The sequence below is a fragment of the Amycolatopsis sp. ATCC 39116 genome (assembly GCF_000231075.2).
GTDB classification, from domain to species: domain Bacteria; phylum Actinomycetota; class Actinomycetes; order Mycobacteriales; family Pseudonocardiaceae; genus Amycolatopsis_E; species Amycolatopsis_E tucumanensis.
On the sequence record NZ_AFWY03000005.1, the window covers coordinates 152,410 to 169,293 of the forward strand.

The 16,884-nt window shown below is 70.5% G+C and carries 15 protein-coding genes; 5 read left to right on the top strand and 10 right to left on the bottom strand.

Annotated elements, in window-relative coordinates:
• The first annotated feature begins 82 nt into the window (after nucleotides 1-82).
• On the top strand, nucleotides 83-406 hold the full coding sequence (locus tag AMY39116_RS0308350; RefSeq protein ID WP_020417235.1) for a non-heme iron oxygenase ferredoxin subunit: 324 nt from the start codon (nucleotides 83-85) through the stop codon (nucleotides 404-406).
• 28 nt (nucleotides 407-434) lie between these two features.
• Here AMY39116_RS0308350 and AMY39116_RS0308355 read toward each other — a convergent pair whose 3' ends face one another.
• On the bottom strand, nucleotides 435-1,235 hold the full coding sequence (locus AMY39116_RS0308355; RefSeq protein WP_084506030.1) for an IclR family transcriptional regulator: 801 nt from the start codon (nucleotides 1,233-1,235) through the stop codon (nucleotides 435-437).
• A gap of 1,278 nt (nucleotides 1,236-2,513) precedes the next feature.
• Here AMY39116_RS0308355 and AMY39116_RS46570 point away from each other — a divergent pair.
• Together AMY39116_RS46570 and AMY39116_RS0308365 are read left to right on the top strand one after the other, a co-directional pair.
• Complete coding sequence (locus AMY39116_RS46570) at nucleotides 2,514-3,146, top strand: TetR/AcrR family transcriptional regulator (protein ID WP_020417237.1); 633 nt, start codon at nucleotides 2,514-2,516, stop codon at nucleotides 3,144-3,146.
• Nucleotides 3,147-3,244: 98 nt separating this feature from the next.
• Nucleotides 3,245-3,655, top strand: a complete 411-nt coding sequence (locus AMY39116_RS0308365; RefSeq protein ID WP_020417238.1) for a nuclear transport factor 2 family protein — start codon at nucleotides 3,245-3,247, stop codon at nucleotides 3,653-3,655.
• Between the two features lie 424 nt (nucleotides 3,656-4,079).
• Here AMY39116_RS0308365 and AMY39116_RS0308375 read toward each other — a convergent pair whose 3' ends face one another.
• Genes AMY39116_RS0308375 through AMY39116_RS0308405 form a run of 7 tightly spaced genes read right to left on the bottom strand, consistent with a single transcriptional unit; the run spans nucleotide 4,080 to nucleotide 10,693 of the window.
• Complete coding sequence (locus tag AMY39116_RS0308375; RefSeq protein WP_020417240.1) at nucleotides 4,080-4,922, bottom strand: fumarylacetoacetate hydrolase family protein; 843 nt, start codon at nucleotides 4,920-4,922, stop codon at nucleotides 4,080-4,082.
• Nucleotides 4,923-4,935: 13 nt separating this feature from the next.
• Nucleotides 4,936-5,793, bottom strand: coding sequence for an alpha/beta hydrolase (locus AMY39116_RS0308380; RefSeq protein ID WP_020417241.1), 858 nt, complete (start codon nucleotides 5,791-5,793; stop codon nucleotides 4,936-4,938).
• Nucleotides 5,790-6,824, bottom strand: coding sequence for an NAD(P)-dependent alcohol dehydrogenase (locus AMY39116_RS0308385; RefSeq protein ID WP_020417242.1), 1,035 nt, complete (start codon nucleotides 6,822-6,824; stop codon nucleotides 5,790-5,792). The genes AMY39116_RS0308380 and AMY39116_RS0308385 overlap by 4 nt, the downstream gene beginning before the upstream one ends.
• 28 nt (nucleotides 6,825-6,852) lie before the next feature.
• Nucleotides 6,853-8,187 (bottom strand): MFS transporter, encoded by a 1,335-nt coding sequence (locus AMY39116_RS0308390; protein WP_020417243.1) that lies wholly within the window; start codon nucleotides 8,185-8,187, stop codon nucleotides 6,853-6,855.
• A gap of 5 nt (nucleotides 8,188-8,192) precedes the next feature.
• Nucleotides 8,193-8,603: a RidA family protein gene (locus AMY39116_RS0308395; protein WP_020417244.1), complete on the bottom strand. Its 411-nt coding sequence runs from the start codon at nucleotides 8,601-8,603 to the stop codon at nucleotides 8,193-8,195.
• A gap of 25 nt (nucleotides 8,604-8,628) precedes the next feature.
• Entirely contained in the window at nucleotides 8,629-10,224 is a 1,596-nt protein-coding gene (locus tag AMY39116_RS0308400; RefSeq protein WP_020417245.1) for an FAD-dependent monooxygenase, read from the bottom strand.
• 25 nt (nucleotides 10,225-10,249) lie between these two features.
• Entirely contained in the window at nucleotides 10,250-10,693 is a 444-nt protein-coding gene (locus tag AMY39116_RS0308405) for a cupin domain-containing protein (RefSeq protein ID WP_020417246.1), read from the bottom strand.
• A gap of 169 nt (nucleotides 10,694-10,862) precedes the next feature.
• On the opposite strand from AMY39116_RS0308405, the gene AMY39116_RS0308410 reads away from it, so the two are divergent.
• Nucleotides 10,863-11,906, top strand: coding sequence for a helix-turn-helix domain-containing protein (locus AMY39116_RS0308410; protein WP_027935757.1), 1,044 nt, complete (start codon nucleotides 10,863-10,865; stop codon nucleotides 11,904-11,906).
• A gap of 7 nt (nucleotides 11,907-11,913) precedes the next feature.
• Here AMY39116_RS0308410 and AMY39116_RS0308415 read toward each other — a convergent pair whose 3' ends face one another.
• Complete coding sequence (locus AMY39116_RS0308415; protein WP_020417247.1) at nucleotides 11,914-12,588, bottom strand: nitroreductase; 675 nt, start codon at nucleotides 12,586-12,588, stop codon at nucleotides 11,914-11,916.
• Nucleotides 12,589-12,681: 93 nt separating this feature from the next.
• Between AMY39116_RS0308415 and AMY39116_RS0308420 the strand changes: the two genes are divergently transcribed.
• The gene (locus AMY39116_RS0308420; protein ID WP_027935758.1) at nucleotides 12,682-13,272 is read left to right on the top strand and encodes a TetR/AcrR family transcriptional regulator; all 591 of its coding nucleotides are present in this window, start codon (nucleotides 12,682-12,684) and stop codon (nucleotides 13,270-13,272) included.
• A 29-nt stretch (nucleotides 13,273-13,301) separates the two neighbouring features.
• Here the strand turns inward: AMY39116_RS0308420 and AMY39116_RS0308425 are convergent, their stop codons facing one another.
• Entirely contained in the window at nucleotides 13,302-16,751 is a 3,450-nt protein-coding gene (locus AMY39116_RS0308425) for an indolepyruvate ferredoxin oxidoreductase family protein (RefSeq protein WP_020417249.1), read from the bottom strand.
• Nucleotides 16,752-16,884: the final 133 nt, after the last annotated feature.

Consider the following 16,884-nt stretch of genomic DNA (forward strand, 5'->3'; position numbering starts at 1 on the left):
CAGACGGCACTGGGCAGCTGAGTGGAAGACGATGGCGCGATAGCGTCAGGTCCGGTTCGAACGCTGCGGAACGGAGTATCGGATGGCCTGGAAGCGTGTTTGTGCGATCGGCGACGTCGCACCCGGCGAAGCCGTCGCCGTCGACAACGACCCGCCCATCAGCGTTTTCAACATCGACGGAGAGTGGCTCGCCACGTCCGGCACCTGCACGCATGACGCTTCGCCGCTGGTGGACGGGTACGTCGAGGGCGACGTCGTCGAGTGCTCGTGGCACTTCGCGCGCTTCTGCCTGCGGACCGGCGCAGCACTGTCCTTGCCGGCGACACGGGACATCGAGACCTATCGGACGAAGGTCGAACAAGGCGTCGTCTACGTCGCGGTGAGTTCCGATGCCACGACTTCGTAGTGGAGCAAACCGTTCTTCCGCATGCCGGTCAGACCTCCCCTGAGGTCGCGCGAGCCGCGGTCAGCGACGTTCCGGCGGCAGAGGCAGCCTTGCGCACCGCGGCGGCGTACACCCTCGGGTTGAAACGCGGCGGAGAGCCCGAAATCGAGATCGCGGCAACAGGTTTGCCCGCCATGAGGATGGGAGCTGCGACGCACGAGAGACCGACGGCGGCCTCTTCGTGGTCGTAGGCCACGCCCTCGACCCGCGAGGTTGCCAGCACCTTGCGCAGAACGCCGGGGAGCACGATCGTCCGCGAGGTGCGCGGCCGCAGTCGACCCGCGACGATCGACGAGACGACCGAATCGTCGGAATGGGCCAGAATCGCCTTTCCGAGCGCCGCGCAATGAGCCGGCAGCCGCTTACCTACGCGAGAAGGGCTGCGGACACTGTTGTGACCATAAATCTTCTCGAGGTAGAGAACGTCCGGACCGTCGATCGTCGCCAGGTGTACCGTCTCGTGACTCAGCTCGTACAAATCACTCAGGTAGGGCAAGGCCGTGTCTCGCAGATTCTCCGGCCGGCAAGGCGATACCAGATTGCCGAGCTCGAACAACCGGATGCCCAAGCGATAGCGTGTGTCGTCGCGCTCCACGAAGCCCCCGGCCTCGAGCGTGCCCAGCAGCCGGAACGCCGTCGACTTCGGAATTCCTATGGCGTCAGCCAACTCCGTTACGCCGAACACGTATGTTGCATTGCCGAACGCGTTCAACAACGCGAGCGCCTTGCCAACAGAGGTGCTCAAGTCCTGCCGGCTCACATCGTGACATCGCGGATGAACATTTTCCATGGCACTCTTCTTCTAGTGCCGCGGGCCGCCGACACAGCAGCGGTGTTCGGCGGGCCGGCGGGTTCGGCGTCGGCGATCGAGCTCGCTCGGGTGACCGAACGGAAGTCCGGTTCGTCCATCCACGCGCGACGGGCGACCCCGGCGAACCAGCATGCGACGAGGTTGATCCGGGCCGGGACAGCCGCCGCGGGCCGCGCGGACGTTGAACCGGGCGGAGCTCCCATCGGGAGGTTCGGAAATGTCAGGCTCGGCGGCAGCTCGCGGTGGCACCGTCGCCGCGTTGTCGTCATGCCTCCGCCGAAGACACCGCCGAGTTTGAAGAGGGCTACCTGATTGTTCGCAGAACATGAACATATTATGAGCAATAGCTCAAGTTTCTTCTACTCGTTTTTTTCAGTGAGCGACGAGGCCAGGGATGCACCCGTGAACCGCCGTTCGGCGCCACGTGGAAGCACCGGCGAGCGCTTGCTCGCGTTGCGTCCGAGCACATCCTTCCCACGGCTGCTCACGTTTCCCCAGGCAGGTGCCCGCCCTCGCCCGAACTCCTGCCGGCTCCTCGATTAGCGAACCTCGGCCCGCGCAGCCCCTGCCGCGCGCGAAGCTGCCGCGACAGCAGCACCGTCCCGCCCTCCCACTGTCCGGACCGAGTCGATCCATCCCCCGCCCGGAATCGTCCGCGACGGAGAAATGCCTTCGACGCACCATGACAAATTGCGGCTGCCCGTCGAAGGCGATCACCTGATCGCCCGCGGTGCGCGAGCGGGCGCCGGCCCCCACCTCGTCACCGCCGAGGGCACACCGGACTGGCATGCCCCGCTTCGGCCAACCGCCGGAGTCAGCGAGCGCTCGCGGCCCAGCACGGCGACTGGCGATCAACGTCGCGCGGTAGCGCAGCAACCGTCACCCGGACTCGCAGGTGGGGCCAGCGCAGCGCTGCCCCGCAGCACCTCCCCATCGGGGCACACGGCCCCCACGGAGCGGGCACCTCGTCCCCGCGGCTCGCGGTCGGCGCCCGCCATGGACAGGACCGCGACCTCGACGACATCGGTGAGCGCGGCGACCGACGTGGTGACCAGCTGTTCCGCCCAGCTTCTAGGCCACTGGCGATCCCAGGTCGTCGATGGCGCGGTCACCAGTCCGCATGCCCCACTCGGACGCGAACCTGGTCAAGGTCGATGTCAGCGAGGACAGTTACCAGGCGATGACCGACCGCGAGGCACTCAAGGCCGTGATCGCGCTTCCAGTCCGGCCCGGCTGTGCTCACCAGGGACGACGCCCATGCTGTCGACGACCCGCGTCAGCAGCACAACTAGGGTCTCGGGCATGCCGCGCGTACAGTTTCCACCCGAACGGATCGACGCCGTTCTCAAGATCGTCGTCGAACTACTGCGTGAACGCGGGTTCGAGCGGCTGACCATGGACACCGTTGCCATCGCGACCGGCACCTCGAAGGCGACCCTTTACCGGCATTGGTCGAGCAAGCAGGAACTGTTCGTCGCCGCAGTCCGACGACACGTCGCCCGTGAATGGAACGTGCCGGCGCACGGCTCCTTTCGGGACGACGTCCTATCCGGTCTGCGGTTCGCCGCCTCGGCCCTCGCAGCCAATGGCATGCTCTTGCAGTCTCTGGCCGAGGCGGCGCGACATGACCCGTTGCTGCTCGCGGAGAGCCGGCGGCACATCTCAGCGCCGCACGAGCAGATGTGGACGGAGATCGTCCGGCGGTGGCGTGACGATCCGCGGATGCGGGGCACGACCGACCTGGACTGGCTCACAGAGCTCTGCGAGTCCCTGCTGACCAGCAGACTCCTCCCGACGAGCGTACCGCTGAGCGACGCGGACCTCGTCCGCTTCACCGACGAAGTTCTCCTGCCACTGTTCGTCGGCGCCCCGCCACCCGGTCTGGTCTGATCCACCGCCTCGTCCCGCCTTGTCAGAGGCAGAGAAACGGCGTAGTTTTCCTAGTGGCGAAACTTGGCAGTTTCGCAAGAAGGGAGAGGACCCGACCGATGACCGATCGCCCCGCCGACGTGTTCCGTCGCGCTCTGGACACTCTGCTCAGCAAGGACATGGCTGCCTTCCTCGACATGTACGCCGAGGATGCCGTGATGGAGTACCCGTTCGCCCCCGATGGCTGGCCGAAACGCCTGGAAGGCCACGACGAGATCTGGAGCCACATTCACAACTACCCCGACTTCCTCGACCTCCACGAGGTGCGCGACCTGGAGATCCTCGAGACCACTGACCCGGAAGTGATCGTCGCCCAGTTCGTGGTGGAGGGCGTCGTCACCTCGACGCAGCAGCCCTACGAGGTGCGCTACGCCGACATCGTCCGAATCCGCGACGGTAAGGTCATCACCTGGCGGGACTACTGGGATCCCACACTCGCCACCAGCCTCGTCCCGACCGGGCTCGGCTGAGCCGCGACAACTACGCCGAAAAGCCTCGACAAGGCCTCGGGCTTCCTGGTTGGCAGGCGCGCGGGTCGCCGCGCACTTCACAACACGTGATTGCAGGAGGCCCTGGCAAGACGCTGGGCGAGGATCGGTGTGCCGACGCCCGCGATGTGCACGGCCACGTATCCGCGATGCGGGTGCCGAGGTGAATCGAGTTGGGGAGTTCGATCTTGTCCACGTAGACGATGTTCCTGCTCTGCCGCACGGCGAACCGCTACGAGGCGATCTCCGGCTTCGTCGCCGCGCCGGTCTGGAACCACGCCGGCGAGGTGGACGCCATCAACATCACCGCGATCACCCCCATCACCGGCTCCGGAGACGAAACCGGGGACACGGTCCTCGAGCTGACCCACGAGGTGGACCGGCGGCCGGTCCCGGGACGCTTGGGCTACCCCGTGCCGCCGGCCACGAAGACGTGCCTCATCTCCCCGATGCCGTCGATGCGGGTGCGGACGACGTCGCCGGGGGCGAGGTACCTCGGCGGGGTCCGTCCCATGCCCACCCCGGCCGGTGTGCCGGTGAAGACGAGGTCGCCGGGGTGCAGCGTGCACACCGCCGAGATCCGTTCGATCAGCGCGCCCACCGGGAGGATCATCTGCCCGGTGTGACCGTCCTGGACGAGTTCGTCGTTGACCCAGCAGCGCAGCCGCAACGGTGTCGTGAGCTCGTCGGGGGTCACCACCGCGGGACCGAGCGGGCCGAAGCCGGGGAAGCTCTTGCCCAGCGAGAACTGCGGTGGCTCCCCGCTCATCTGCACGTCACGATCGCTGAAATCCTGTCCCACGGTGAGCCCGGCGACATAATCCCAAGCGTCCGCCTCCGCGACGTTCCGCGCTTCCCGTGCCATGACGACGACGAGTTCCACCTCCCAGTCCACGGACGGCCCGCTGAGCACGATGCGGCCGTGCGGCCCGGTCAGCGAGTCGGCGAACTTCGTGAACACCGACGGCACCCCGCCGGCACGCAAACCCGTCTCCGCCGCGTGCTCCGAGTAATTCAGGCCGACGGCGAAGACCTGACGCGGCCGCGGCACCGGCGCGCCCAGGTCCTCGGGCCGGTACGGCTCGGCGATGTCGGTGTGCGCGGTGGCGGCCCACGCCACGAACTCGGGCCAGCGGGCGAACAGGTCCGCGGGCTCGGGCCCGAACCGGCCGCCGCTGGCCTTGGCGATGTCGATCGCGGCGCGGTCGCGCAACAGGTGGGCACGGCCGCGCAGGTTTCCGATGCGCATGTGTTTTTTCCCCTCAGTTCAACGGATCGTGTCGCGCCCACGCGGCACGCAGGAACTTGACAGCGGGATCGACGACAGCCGGCGTCGCGAACACCGGGTCGGCGTGATCGGCCCCGGGCACGACGAGTAGTTCGGACCGGCCGCCCGCCGCCAGGACCACCTCGTGCAATCGACGGCTTTGGGTGAGGCCGCACCGCCGGTCGCCGGAGCCGTGGCTGAGGTGGACGGGCGGCCGGTAGCCGGCCCGGCGCGCGGCGGTCACCACCGAAACCGCGGCGAGCTGATCCTCGCGAAGCCCGGCCGGAACGCCGAGGAACGTGCGAACCACTTTCGCCAGGGCCTCCCGTTCCACCACTGTGGACGCCTCCGACAGCAACAACCCGAAATCCGTGACCGGATAGTGCAACACCAGCGCGGACAGCGGCACGTCGTCGGAGAACGCGGCGCGGGCCACCAGGTACGCCCCCGCCGAGCTCCCCCACCCGGCGATGCGGCCGGGGTCCAGCCCGTACTCGCCACCCCGGTCCCGCACCCAGCGGATCGCCTCCAGCACGTCCTCGACCGGGCCGGGGTGGGCGACCTCGCCGGCCAGCCGGTAACCGACCGAGGCGACCGCGATCCCGCGTGCGGGCAGCGTCGCCCACGGTCCCATTTCCTTGCCGCCGCCGACGAAACCGCCACCGTGCGCGTAGACCACCACGGGCACCGGACCGTCCGGATTCCGGGGCAGGTGCAGGTCCAGGGTCAGCGGACGCCAGCCGGTCACCGTGGCATACCGGAGGTCGAGGTAGGACACCGCGCCGTCGAGCACCCGCACCGGATGTGGCCGCGCCAACCGGAGATCGGCCGGCTCGCCACCGGGCTCCGTCATGCCTGCGGCACCAGGATCGCGCGCCCCCTGATCCGGTTCAGCGCCAGATCGTCGAGCGCCTCGGCGGCCGCGTCGAGCGGGTAGCGGCGGGTGTGCAGGTTCACCTTCCCGCTCTCCGCGAGCACCATCAGCTCGACCAGGTCGCGGTAGGTCCCGACCATGTTGCCCACCACGTTCTTCTCGGCCGCCACGGCCGCCACCGTCGGGATCCGCAGTTCCCCGCCGTAGCCGACGACGAACAGGGAACCGCCCGCCGCGGTCATGTCCCAGGCGTCGTTCTCCGCGCCCTGCTCGGCGACGAAGTCGAACACGACCTCGGCGCCGCGCCCGCCCGTGACGTCCAGGACCGCGCTCACCTGGTTGCCGTCGGCCCGCACCGTCGTGTCCGCGCCGAGGCGGGCGGCGAGCGCGAGCGCGGCCGGGTCCCGGTCGACCACGACGATCTTCGTCGCCGTCAGGGCGGCGAGGACCTGGATGCCGATGTGACCCAGCCCGCCGGCCCCCTGGACGACGGCCGTGCTGCCGGGCGGCAGCAGCGGAACCGCCTTGCGCACCGCGTGGTAGGCGGTGAGGCCGGCGTCGGCCAGCGCGGCGACGTCGGCCGGGTCGGTGGCGGGGTCGAGCTTGACGCACGCCCGCGCGGTCGTGCGCAGGTACTCGGCCATACCGCCGTCGTGGTCGGACACCCCGGGGAACGCGGCCGCGGCGCAGGCCATGTCCCGGCCCTCCCGACAGGCCAGGCACAGCCCGCACGAGGGCTGCGGGTGCAGGATCACCGCGTCCCCGACCTCGACATTGCTGACCCCGCCACCGACCGCGTGCACCCAGCCCGCGTTCTCGTGCCCCAGGGTGTAGGGCAGCCGCGGTCCCATCGCCTCGGCCCACTGCCCTTCGATGATGTGCAGGTCGGTCCGGCACACGCCGGCGCCCCCGATCCGCACGATCACGTCCAGCGGTCCAGTCAGGACCGGCTCCGGCACCTCCTCGACGATCGGCTGCTTGTGGTAGTCGTGCAGGCGCACGGCTTTCATGCTCTTCCTCCTTGCAAGAACGTCTGACTCAGGCGAGCGGAGCGGGTGTTTCGGCGGCTGTGGTCGTCCGCGCCGTCCGCCGGGGCACGGTGATCACGAGGACCGCGACGGCGGCCGCCACCAGAGGCACGACGAGAAGCCCGAACAGCGACCGGGGCGACCAGGAGTTGTCGAGGAGCAGCCCGGCCAGGACCGGTGCCGTCAGGGCCCCGATGCGTCCGAAGGCCATAGCCCAGCCGACGCCGGTCGCGCGCACCGCCGGGGCGTAGAGCCCGGGCGCGATGGCGTTGAGCCCGTTGCCGCTGGCGTTGATGAACATGCCGACCGCGACCGCGGCGATCAACGCGGCGACGGCGGACTCGAGGAACAAGCTCATCGCCAGGTACGACAGTCCCGCCGCGAGGAAACAGGCGATGGTCAGCCCGCGCAACCGCACCTTGAGGGCGAGCAAGCCGAACAGCAGCGTGCCCGCGATCCCGCCGAGGTTGAGCAGAAGCCCGGCGTTCATGCCCTGCTGGGCCGAGGACCCGCTGTGCTGCAGCAGCAGCGGCGTCCAGCTCGCGGCGAAGTAGAAGCCCGCCATCATCACGAAGTAGGCGATCCACAACAGGACGGTGCGCACCGCGTCCCGGGTCAGCAACGTCGCCACCCGCACCCGGCGTTCGCCGGGCTCCGGATCGGGCAGGGCGTCCACCGCGGGCAACCGCATCCGCTCCAGGAGCCGGTTGACCTTCTCCAGCGCCCCGCGGGGACGGCGGCTGATCAGGTGGTCCAGTGATTCCGGCATCGCCGCGGCCACCACGAACACCATGAGCAGGGTCAGCACGGCGCCCACGAGGAAGGTGGCGCGCCAGCCGTACTGGGCGACCACGAGCTTCGCGACCGCACCACCGAGCACACCGCCGAGGGGCAATCCCATCCCGTACAGGGCGATCATCGTGCCGCGCAGCCGCTGCGGCGCGTATTCGGTGATGACCACGGGCAGGCTCGCCACCATGCCGCCGATGCCCAGGCCCGTCAGGACGCGGCAGGCCGCGAGCACCTCGAACCCGGTGCTGAGCGCGGCCAATGCCATCCCGGCGGTGCACAAGGCCAGGCAGACCAGCGTGAGCGGCCGCCTGCCGATCCGGTCGGCCAGTGGGGCGAGCACGGCCGACCCGAGCGCCATCCCCACCAGACCGCTGCTGAGCAGCACTCCCACCCGGGAATCGGTGAGTCCCCACTCTCCTGCCACGCCCGGAGCCGCGAAGGACATCACGAGGACGTCGAACCCGTCGACGAGGTTGATCACGAGACAGATCGCGATGACCCTGATCTGGAACCGGCTCAGACCCGACCGGTCGATGGAATCCCGCACGGACATCGCCCTCACCCCTCCTGCCGGAACGCGGTCGCGTCGATCTCGACCAGCAGCTCCGCCCGCACCAGTCCGGCGACGATCAGCAGGGTGTTCGGCGGGTACTGCCCCTGCGGGTAGTGCTCGGCGAAGTACTCTTCGCGGGCCGCGTAGAACTCGGCGACGTGATCCCGTGACGTGAGGTAGCTGACGAACCGCACGACGTCCCGGAGGGTGGCGCCCTGCGATTCGAGCACGGTGCGCACGTTGTCATAGGCGCGGATCGTCTGGGTCCGCACGTCGGAACCGGCCACGGAACCGTCCTCGACGATCCCGCACTGGCCGGCGACGAACACCAGCTCGCCCGCGCGCGCCACGTGGGAGTACGCGCTGAACGGCGCCCCGACCCCGGGCGGGTTCGCATAACTCGGCGTGATGGTCATGGTGTCTCTTCTCCTTCGAGGTCGGTCAGGCGAGGGTGCCGCCGGCGAGGACCCGGCCGAGCGCGGCCGGCAGCTCGGACCCCTCCCCCGCCTGGCGGGCGCGCCAGGCCACGTGCCCGTCGGGCCGCACGAGCGCCGCGCCCTCCCGGCCGATCGACAGGGGCCCGAGCAGGTGCGGCAGCCGCTTGACCCGCAGCGGGACGACAGCCGAGGCCGCCAGCTCCTGTCCGGCCCGCTCCCAGCCGTCGGCGTCCGGCCCGCAGACGAGCACGAACTCGGTGTCGAACCAGTCGATGCTCGACTCGGTCCTCTCGACGTCGAGCCAGAAGTGCGGGAACCGCGCGCCGGGCCGGTCGGTCGGCCAGTAGTACTGCGAGTCGTACGGCGGCACCGGGGAACCGTCGTCGACGACGGCGCCGCGGGTGTAGATGTAGCCCAGCGTGTGGCCGTCGCTGTGCAGCTGCTTGTTCTGGTCGATCAGCAGGTCGCGCCAGCGCTGCGGCTCCTCCTCGCGGCGGCGGAACGCCTCGTCCATCTCGTCGATCCGCGTCTGGTTGCGCACAGCGAAGTCGGTGTTGGACTGCGCGATCGGGCGGCGCTCGGATTCGTAGGTGTCGAGCAGGACGTCACCGGCCCGCCCGGACAGCACCATCGCGAGCTTCCACGCCAGGTTGTGCACGTCCTGGACGCCGGAGTTCAGCCCGTTGCCTCCCGCGGTGGGGAACCGGTGCGCGGCGTCCCCGGCGAGGAACACCCTGCCCGCACGGAACCGTTGCGCGACCTGGGCGCTCATCCGCCAGGTCATCACGTTGATGCGCTCGACCTTCAGGTCGGGCATCTCCCACTGCTCCCGCACGTCCTGGATGAGGCGCTCCTCGGACAGCGGCTCCTCGCCCTCCCGCAGCTTCTGCACCGCCAGCCACCGGTCCCCGTCCGGACCGGTGGCCAGGACGTTCACGTCGGGCCGGCTGCGGTCGCGCGGCCGCACCAGGAACCCGATCGCGCTGCGGACGTGCGGCAGGTGCCCGAGGTCGGCGCGGTAGTAGTGGTTCGCCATGAGCGCCAGGGTTTCCGGGCCGTCCATCGCGATGCCGACGGTCTCGCGCACCCGGCTGTTCGCGCCGTCGCACCCGACGAGGTACCGCGCCCGGACGTCGAACTCCTCGCCGTCGGAGGTCCGCCGCACCCGCGCCGTCACACCGTCGGCGTCCTGGGCCAGCGACACGAGTTCGGTGGACCGGCGCACCTGCGCCAGCGGCCGGGCGGACAGCGCGTCGTCCAGTGCCTCCTCCACCGCGTCCTGGGGCACGATCGAGCGCGGCGCCGGGGTGTGCAGGCTCGGCGCGGGCTCGGTGTAAGCCACCAACGGCCCGTTCAGGCTTTCACACCAGCACGCCACGTCCGACTCCTGCGGCAGCCCCGCGCGGCGCACCCGGTCCTCGATCCCCCAGATGCGGAACAGCTCCATCGTCCGCGGATGGCATCCCCGGGCCTTCGGGTGCGTGGTCGTGGCCGGCCGTCGCTCGACGAGCAGGCTCTCCACCCCGAACCGGTCGAGCAGCAGCGCGAGGCTCATCCCGACCGGTCCCCCGCCGACGACGAGCACAGGTACCTCGATCATCAAGACCGTCCTTTCGGAAAGAGGGTCAGTCGACGTAGGACACCCGGGGCTTGCACCGGTCGTCCTCCAGCTCGGGCAACAACACGACACGCTCCTGCTCGAACGCGTCGGTGCGGGCGGTGACGAACGCCGCGTCCCCGGTCAGGCTCCGGTTGTAGGACACGTGGGGGCAGAACGGCGGGATGTACAGGAAGTCGCCGACGCCCACGATCAGGTCGTGTTCGAGTTCGGCGCCCCAGAAGAAGTGCACGCTGCCCCGCAGACCGTAGAGCGCCGACTCGTGCTCGAGGTGGTAGTGGACGTTCGACTTCTCCCCCGGCCCCAGCGAGGTCACCAGGAGCGACAGGTGCTTCGACGGCGTGGTCACCCCGTTCACCCCGAAGAGCGCGTTGACGTCCTGCTTGGCGCGCTGCTCCCGCTCCGGGTGCACCAGGGTGACGTCACCGTCCCATTCGACCTTGAACTCCATGTGGCCCGTCCTCCTCGATCAGTGGCTGTGACGATGGGAGAACGGTGCGCCGCGGGCCGTGTCCGGGTCGAGGTGGCTGTCCAAAATTTGCACAGCGAAAGGCGTTTTCCGGACCGTCCCAGCCATAATCGGCGGACGGTGTTCTCGCGGGCGCTGAGGAGGAGGCGCGATGAGGTCGGTGGAAACCCGGCTGGCTTGGGAGAGCTTCCAGTCCGGTGCGCAGGCCCGGATCCGGCAGGAGATCGTCGCGTCGTGGCGGCGATCCCGGAGCAACGGGGTCGACCCGGACCGGCTGGACCTGGCGCACGGCGAGATCGACGTGCAGTCCCCGTTCGTCCGCGTCGCGGCACCGGTGCTGCTCGGCATGGCCGACCTGCTGACCGGCAGCGACACCTCGCTCGCCCTCGCCGACCCCGACGGGTTCCTGACCTGGCGCTGGGAGTCCGAGCGGACCCTCACCCGGGCTCTGGACCGGATCGAGTTCGAGCCCGGCTCGCAGGTCGCCGAGCAGAGCGCCGGGACCAACGGCATCGGGGTCGCCGCGACCACCCACCGCCCCTCGATCGTGATCGGCGCCGAGCACTACAAGCAACCGTGGCACCCGTGGGCCTGCGTCGCCGCACCGGTGGTCCACCCGATCACCCGGCGCGTCGCGGGCATGGTGAACGTGGCGTGCCACGCCGACGACGCCAACCACCTGCTGCTGGTCGCGGTCCGGGCACTGGTCGACGGGATCACGACCGCGCTGGGCGAGGCGGCGACCTCCCGGCAGCGGCGGATGCTCGACGCGCACCTGTCCTTCCGGTCCGCGTCGGCCGGGCCGGTGGTCACCCTCGACCGCCAGACGATGATCGTCGAGGACGAGGCCGCCGAACTGGGCCTGGACCGGCCTGCCCTGTGGGCGGCGGTGCTGGAGGCGGGCCCGTCCGCGAGCGAGATCGCGCTCGCGGACGGCCTCCGCGCGCGCCTGTACCCGGTCACCCCGGGCCGGCTGGAGGACGGCGTCGTGCTGGTGCTCACGCGCGGCTCCGCACCGGGCGGGGCGGCATCCGGCCGGGAGGCCGCGGCCTACGGACCGCTGGAGCGGGCCGAGGTCCGGGTCATCACGGACACCCTCGCCGAGTGCGGGGGCAACAAGTCGGAGGCGGCGGCACGCCTGGGCATCTCCCGCGGCACGCTCTACCAGCGGCTCCGCCGCTACCGGCTGGGATGAGCCGCGCTCAGCGGTGGAATCGCGTGGTGACGGACAGGTGCTCGCGCTCCACGGTGATCGCGTTGACGGGCGCTTCGGTGTCGGCGTAGCCGAAGGAGATGCCGAACAGCAGCTTCCCGCCGCTGATGCCGAGGACCTCCCGGACGGTGTCCGCGTAGAAGCTCAGCAGGCCCTGCGGACAGCTCGCCACGCCGTGGGCGGTCAGCGCGAGCAGCAGGGTCTGCCCGTACATGCCGACGTCGGCGGCCAGCCGGGCCTCCGCCGTGTCCGGCGCGAACAGCATGGCGACGTGCGGGGCGCCGTAGAACCGCAGGCTCTCGGCGTCGTACGCGGCGCGCTGGTCGCGCTCGTCCGGGCCGATGCCGAGCGCGCCGTAGAGCGCGGCGCCGAAGGCGGCACGGCGTCGCTGGTGCACGGGCGCGTAGATGTCCTCGCTGTACGGGAAGTCGACCGAGGTCCGGCCGGCCCGGTGCGCGGCCACCAGCGCGTCCGCGAGGGCGTCGCGCCGCGCGCCGCTCACCACCTCGACCTGCCACGGCTGCGCATTGGAGTTCGACGGTGCGGCTGCCGCCAAGGAAAACACGTCCTGGAGCGTCGTCTCCGGAACCGGCGTCGGGCGGAACGCCCGGGTCGCCCGGCGGCCGCGGATCAGCTGCGCCGCATACCCGGCGAGATCACTCATCACAGGCACTCCTCACTGAAGTAAACGATGGCGTTTACTTAAGACCGTAACAGCGCCCCGGAGCCAAGTAAACGGTCACGTATACTCTGTGACGTGGAGAACGGAACGACCAGGAGGCCGGGGCGCGGGGCCCGGGAGCGGGTGCTCGCGGCGGCGAACCGGCTGTTCGCGACCCAGGGGATCAACGCGACGTCGATGGAGGACGTGGCGGCACAGGCGCCGGTGTCGAAGCGAACGCTGTACGCGCACTTTCCGACCAAGGACGACCTCGTCCTCGCCCAGCTCCGCGCCCTGGTGGAGTCCGGGGACACCCTGCACGCCGTGCTGACGAGGGAGGACATCCCGCCCCGCGACCGGCTGCTGGCGATGTTCGACATCCCGGCGCCCGCGACCGGCCCGGTGCGAGGCTGCCCCTTCCTGGACGCCGCGGCCGAGTTCCCCGACCCCGACAGCGCCGCCCACGCCTACGCGCGCGCACAGAAGCTGCTCATGCTCCGCCTGGTGACCGACCTGGTCATCGAGCTCGGCGTCGCCGAGCCCGAGCTACTCGCCGAGCAGCTCGTCACGCTCGCGGACGGGGCCGCGATCCGCGCGATGACCCTGAACGACGCAGGCTCCGGCCGCCACGCCCGCGCCGCCGCCGCGACCCTCATCGACCACGCGGAACGCAACCCAACCGAGTAGGTCGCGTCGGGTGTCCCGCCGAATCCGCGTCAGGCACTGTGCTGCGCCGCGCGATCGCTCGGTGCCAAGTCCAGCGCCTCGGCCAGCTCCGCCTGGCGCTGCCGGTACACGGCGACGTTGGCGAGCTTGATGTCCTCGTAGCCGCGCACCACGTCGGGGAGTTCGGCGAGTTCGAGCAGCGCCGGCTCGTTCGCCTCGGCGACGCGGAGGGCCTTGCTGATCGCATCGCGGTATTCGGTGATCAGCTGCCCCTCCACGCGCCGCACCCGGGCGTAGCCGAACAGGTCGAACCGGGTGCCGCGCAGGCGCCGCCCCGCGCGCAGCAGCCGCAGCACCGGCTGCGCCCAGGGGCCGAGCGCGATCTTGCGGTTCAGGCCAAGCGCACGCAGCACCGGCGGGTGGAACCGGTGAGCGTAGCGGGCGCCGGGACCGAACTCGGCTTCGATCTCGGCCCGCAGCGCGGGGTCGAGGGAGAGCCGGGCGACCTCGTACTCGTCCTTGTAGGCCATCAGCTTGTAGAGGTTGCGTGCCACGGCTTGGGTGACCGCGCCGTCACCGGCCCGGCTGCGCACCTGCTCGACGAATTCGGCGTAGGCGCGGGCGTAGTCCTCGTCCTGGTAGGCGATCAGGTCCGGGATCCGCACGTCGAGCAGCCTCGCCAGCTCGCCGCCCTCGGCCCGCACCAACGACCGCACCCGTCGCACGGCCGCGGGGTCGGCTGTGGTCCCGGGTGCCGCCGGCGCCGGGGCCAGCTCGGTGACCAAAGCGTCCGGGTCGGCCACGAGCTGGCGACCGCGGCGGAACGCCTGCAGGTTGGCCGCGACCGCGGTGCCGTTGATCTCGATCGCGTGCTCAATCGCCGCGGCACTCACGTTGAGCGCGCCGGTCTGGTAGGCCGCGCCGAGCTGCAGGATGTTGGCGAACTGGTCGTCGCCGAACAGTGCCTCGGCCGCGGCGCGGGCGTCCAGGTAGTGCCCGCGAGCTGTCGCGCCGTCCAGGACGGACCGGATGCTGGACTGCTCGGGGAAGGACACCGCGGTGTCGACGATCATCCGTCCGGTCGGGATCTCCGAAGTGGACACCACCGCGACCGTGCGGCCCCGGTCAGCCACGGTCAGGTGCGCCGGATCGGCCGCCACGAGCGGGTCGCACGCCAGGTACAGGTCGCACTCCCCCGCGGCGAGCTTGGGCGCCTGCTCCACCGGTTCCGTGGTGATCTTGACGTCGGAGACGACGGCGCCGCCCTTCTGCGCCAGGCCGGTCTGGTCGAGGGTGCGCACGTGCCGCCCGTCGAGGACCGCGGCGGTGGCCAGGATCTGCGCCACGGTCACCACGCCGGTGCCGCCGATCCCGGTGATGCGCACGGCGACATCGCCTTCCGCGTTCCGCGGTTCCGGCAGCTCGGACGCCTCCAGCGACGCGATCTGCGTGCGGCGCTTCCCTTCTCCGGGCACGACGGTGAGGAAGGACGGGCAGTCGCCGTCGAGGCAGGAGTAGTCCACGTTGCACGAGGACTGGTGGATGCGGGTCTTGCGGCCGAATTCGGTGTTCACCGGCTGCACGGACAGGCAGTTGGACTTGACGCCGCAGTCGCCGCAGCCCTCGCAGACGCGTTCGTTGATGAACACCTTGGTGGCCGGGGTTTCCTGCTTGCCGCGCCGCCGCTTCCGCCGCTTCTCCGCGGCGCACTCCTGGTCGTGGATCAGCACCGTGACGCCCGGGATCGCGGCCAGTTCCTCCTGGGTGCGCAGCAGATCGTCGCGGGACCGGACCTCCACTCCGCGGGGGAACCGCAGCCGCCGCAACCGGCGCGGTTGGTCGGAGGTGACCACGACCTTCGCCGCGCCCTCGACGAGGAGCAGTTCGGTGAGCTTGTGCACCGGCAGCGCCCCGACCGCGTCCTGGCCGCCGGTCATCGCGACCGCCGAGTTGTGCAGCAGCTTGAACGTGACGTTCACGCCGGCCGCGACCGCCGCCCGCACGGCGAGGCTGCCGGAGTGGGTGAAGGTGCCGTCGCCGATGTTCTGCACCAGGTGGCGGGCCTCGACGAACGGGGCCATGCCGATCCACTGGGCGCCCTCGCCGCCCATCTGCGTGATGCCGATGACGTCCCCGACCTGGCCGGGCTCCATGAACAACGCCATGGTGTGGCAGCCGATCCCGCCACCCACGAGGGTGCCCTCAGGCACCTTCGTCGAGGAGTTGTGCGGGCAGCCCGAGCAGAAGTAGGGCGTGCGGGCCAGCAGCGGCACCGCGATCCGCTCCCGCCTGCGCCGCCCTTGCCACGCGCGCACCGGCTCGATGTCGCCGAGCAGGCGCGCGAGTCCCTTGGCGATGACGTCCGGATCCAGCTCGCCCAGCTCGGTGAACAGCACCCGGCCGTCAGGCCCGGTCTTGCCGTGCACGCGTGGCGCGCCGGTGCGACCGTAGAGGATCTCCTTGACCGCGGGTTCGATGAGCGCGCGCTTCTCCTCCACCACCACGATTTCGTTGAGCCCCTGGGCGAAGTCGGTGATGATGCCGGGTTCGACGGGGTGGATCACGCCGAGCTTGAGGATGCGGACACCGAAGCGGGCGAGCGCGTCCTCGTCGAGCCCGAGCGCGCGCAACGCCTGCCGCAGGTCCAAATAGGACTTACCGGCCGTGACGATCCCGATCCGGTCGCCCGGCCCGGACCGCACGATCCGGTTCACGCCACTGGCCCGCAGGTACTCCAGCGCGAGCGGCAGCCGCACCCGGTGCAGGCTGTGCTCCAGCGTCGCCAGCTCCGGCCCGAGAAGCCGGCTGCTCGGGCGGTGGCCGTAGGCGCCCTCGGGCAGCACCGGCGCCGTCCACGACGGGTCGACCACGGCGGTGCCTGCCGCGTCCGCGACGTTGGCGACGATCTTCATCGCCGTCCACAGCCCACTGGCCCGGGACAGCTCCACCGCGTGCCGACCGTGGTCCAGGACGTCCTGGGAATCCGACGGGAAGAACACGGGCATCGCCAGGTCGGCCAGCGCGTGCTCGGAGGCGCATGGCACCGACGACGACTTCGCGTTCGGATCGTCCCCGACGAGCGCGACGGCGCCGCCGAGCGGGTGGGTTCCGGCGAGGTTGGCGTGCCGCAACGCGTCCGTGGCCCGGTCCAGTCCCGGGGCCTTGCCGTACCAGAAGCCGGTGACGCCGTCCGTGCGCAGCGAGCCCAGCCCCGCGGCCAGCTGGCTGCCCATCACCGAGGTCGCCGCCAGCTCCTCGTTGAGGCCGGGCCGGTGCACCACCGCGTGCTCGTCCAGCAGCTTCCCGTGCCGCGCCAGCTCCAGGTCGAACCCGGCCAGGGGCGAACCCTCGTAACCGGATACGAACGCCGCCGTGTCCCGCCCTGCCCGCCGGTCCTGCCGAATGCGGTCCAGCACCACGCGCACCAGAGCCTGCACACCGGTCAGGTAGACCGTTCCCGTCTCGCGCACGTACCGCTCATCCAGGGTGAAGGTCGTCATGCCGGGCCTTTCGCGTCACGCCGGTTGGGACGTGGATCACTTCAGCCAACTCCAGCGGCGCCGCGCAACAACGAACAGGCCGGTTCCACCGAGCACGCAAAAATTCTCGCGATCGGAGTGTTCCGGCTCGCAT

What these genes read in the sequence shown, in the direction of transcription:
- AMY39116_RS0308350 (WP_020417235.1), top strand. Translation starts at nt 83, where the DNA reads ATGGCCTGGAAGCGTGTTTGTGCGATCGGCGACGTCGCACCCGGCGAA.
- AMY39116_RS0308355 (WP_084506030.1), bottom strand. Translation starts at nt 1,235, where the DNA reads ATGGAAAATGTTCATCCGCGATGTCACGATGTGAGCCGGCAGGACTTG.
- AMY39116_RS46570 (WP_020417237.1), top strand. Translation starts at nt 2,514, where the DNA reads ATGCTGTCGACGACCCGCGTCAGCAGCACAACTAGGGTCTCGGGCATG.
- AMY39116_RS0308365 (WP_020417238.1), top strand. Translation starts at nt 3,245, where the DNA reads ATGACCGATCGCCCCGCCGACGTGTTCCGTCGCGCTCTGGACACTCTG.
- AMY39116_RS0308375 (WP_020417240.1), bottom strand. Translation starts at nt 4,922, where the DNA reads ATGCGCATCGGAAACCTGCGCGGCCGTGCCCACCTGTTGCGCGACCGC.
- AMY39116_RS0308380 (WP_020417241.1), bottom strand. Translation starts at nt 5,793, where the DNA reads ATGACGGAGCCCGGTGGCGAGCCGGCCGATCTCCGGTTGGCGCGGCCA.
- AMY39116_RS0308385 (WP_020417242.1), bottom strand. Translation starts at nt 6,824, where the DNA reads ATGAAAGCCGTGCGCCTGCACGACTACCACAAGCAGCCGATCGTCGAG.
- AMY39116_RS0308390 (WP_020417243.1), bottom strand. Translation starts at nt 8,187, where the DNA reads ATGTCCGTGCGGGATTCCATCGACCGGTCGGGTCTGAGCCGGTTCCAG.
- AMY39116_RS0308395 (WP_020417244.1), bottom strand. Translation starts at nt 8,603, where the DNA reads ATGACCATCACGCCGAGTTATGCGAACCCGCCCGGGGTCGGGGCGCCG.
- AMY39116_RS0308400 (WP_020417245.1), bottom strand. Translation starts at nt 10,224, where the DNA reads ATGATCGAGGTACCTGTGCTCGTCGTCGGCGGGGGACCGGTCGGGATG.
- AMY39116_RS0308405 (WP_020417246.1), bottom strand. Translation starts at nt 10,693, where the DNA reads ATGGAGTTCAAGGTCGAATGGGACGGTGACGTCACCCTGGTGCACCCG.
- AMY39116_RS0308410 (WP_027935757.1), top strand. Translation starts at nt 10,863, where the DNA reads ATGAGGTCGGTGGAAACCCGGCTGGCTTGGGAGAGCTTCCAGTCCGGT.
- AMY39116_RS0308415 (WP_020417247.1), bottom strand. Translation starts at nt 12,588, where the DNA reads ATGAGTGATCTCGCCGGGTATGCGGCGCAGCTGATCCGCGGCCGCCGG.
- AMY39116_RS0308425 (WP_020417249.1), bottom strand. Translation starts at nt 16,751, where the DNA reads ATGACGACCTTCACCCTGGATGAGCGGTACGTGCGCGAGACGGGAACG.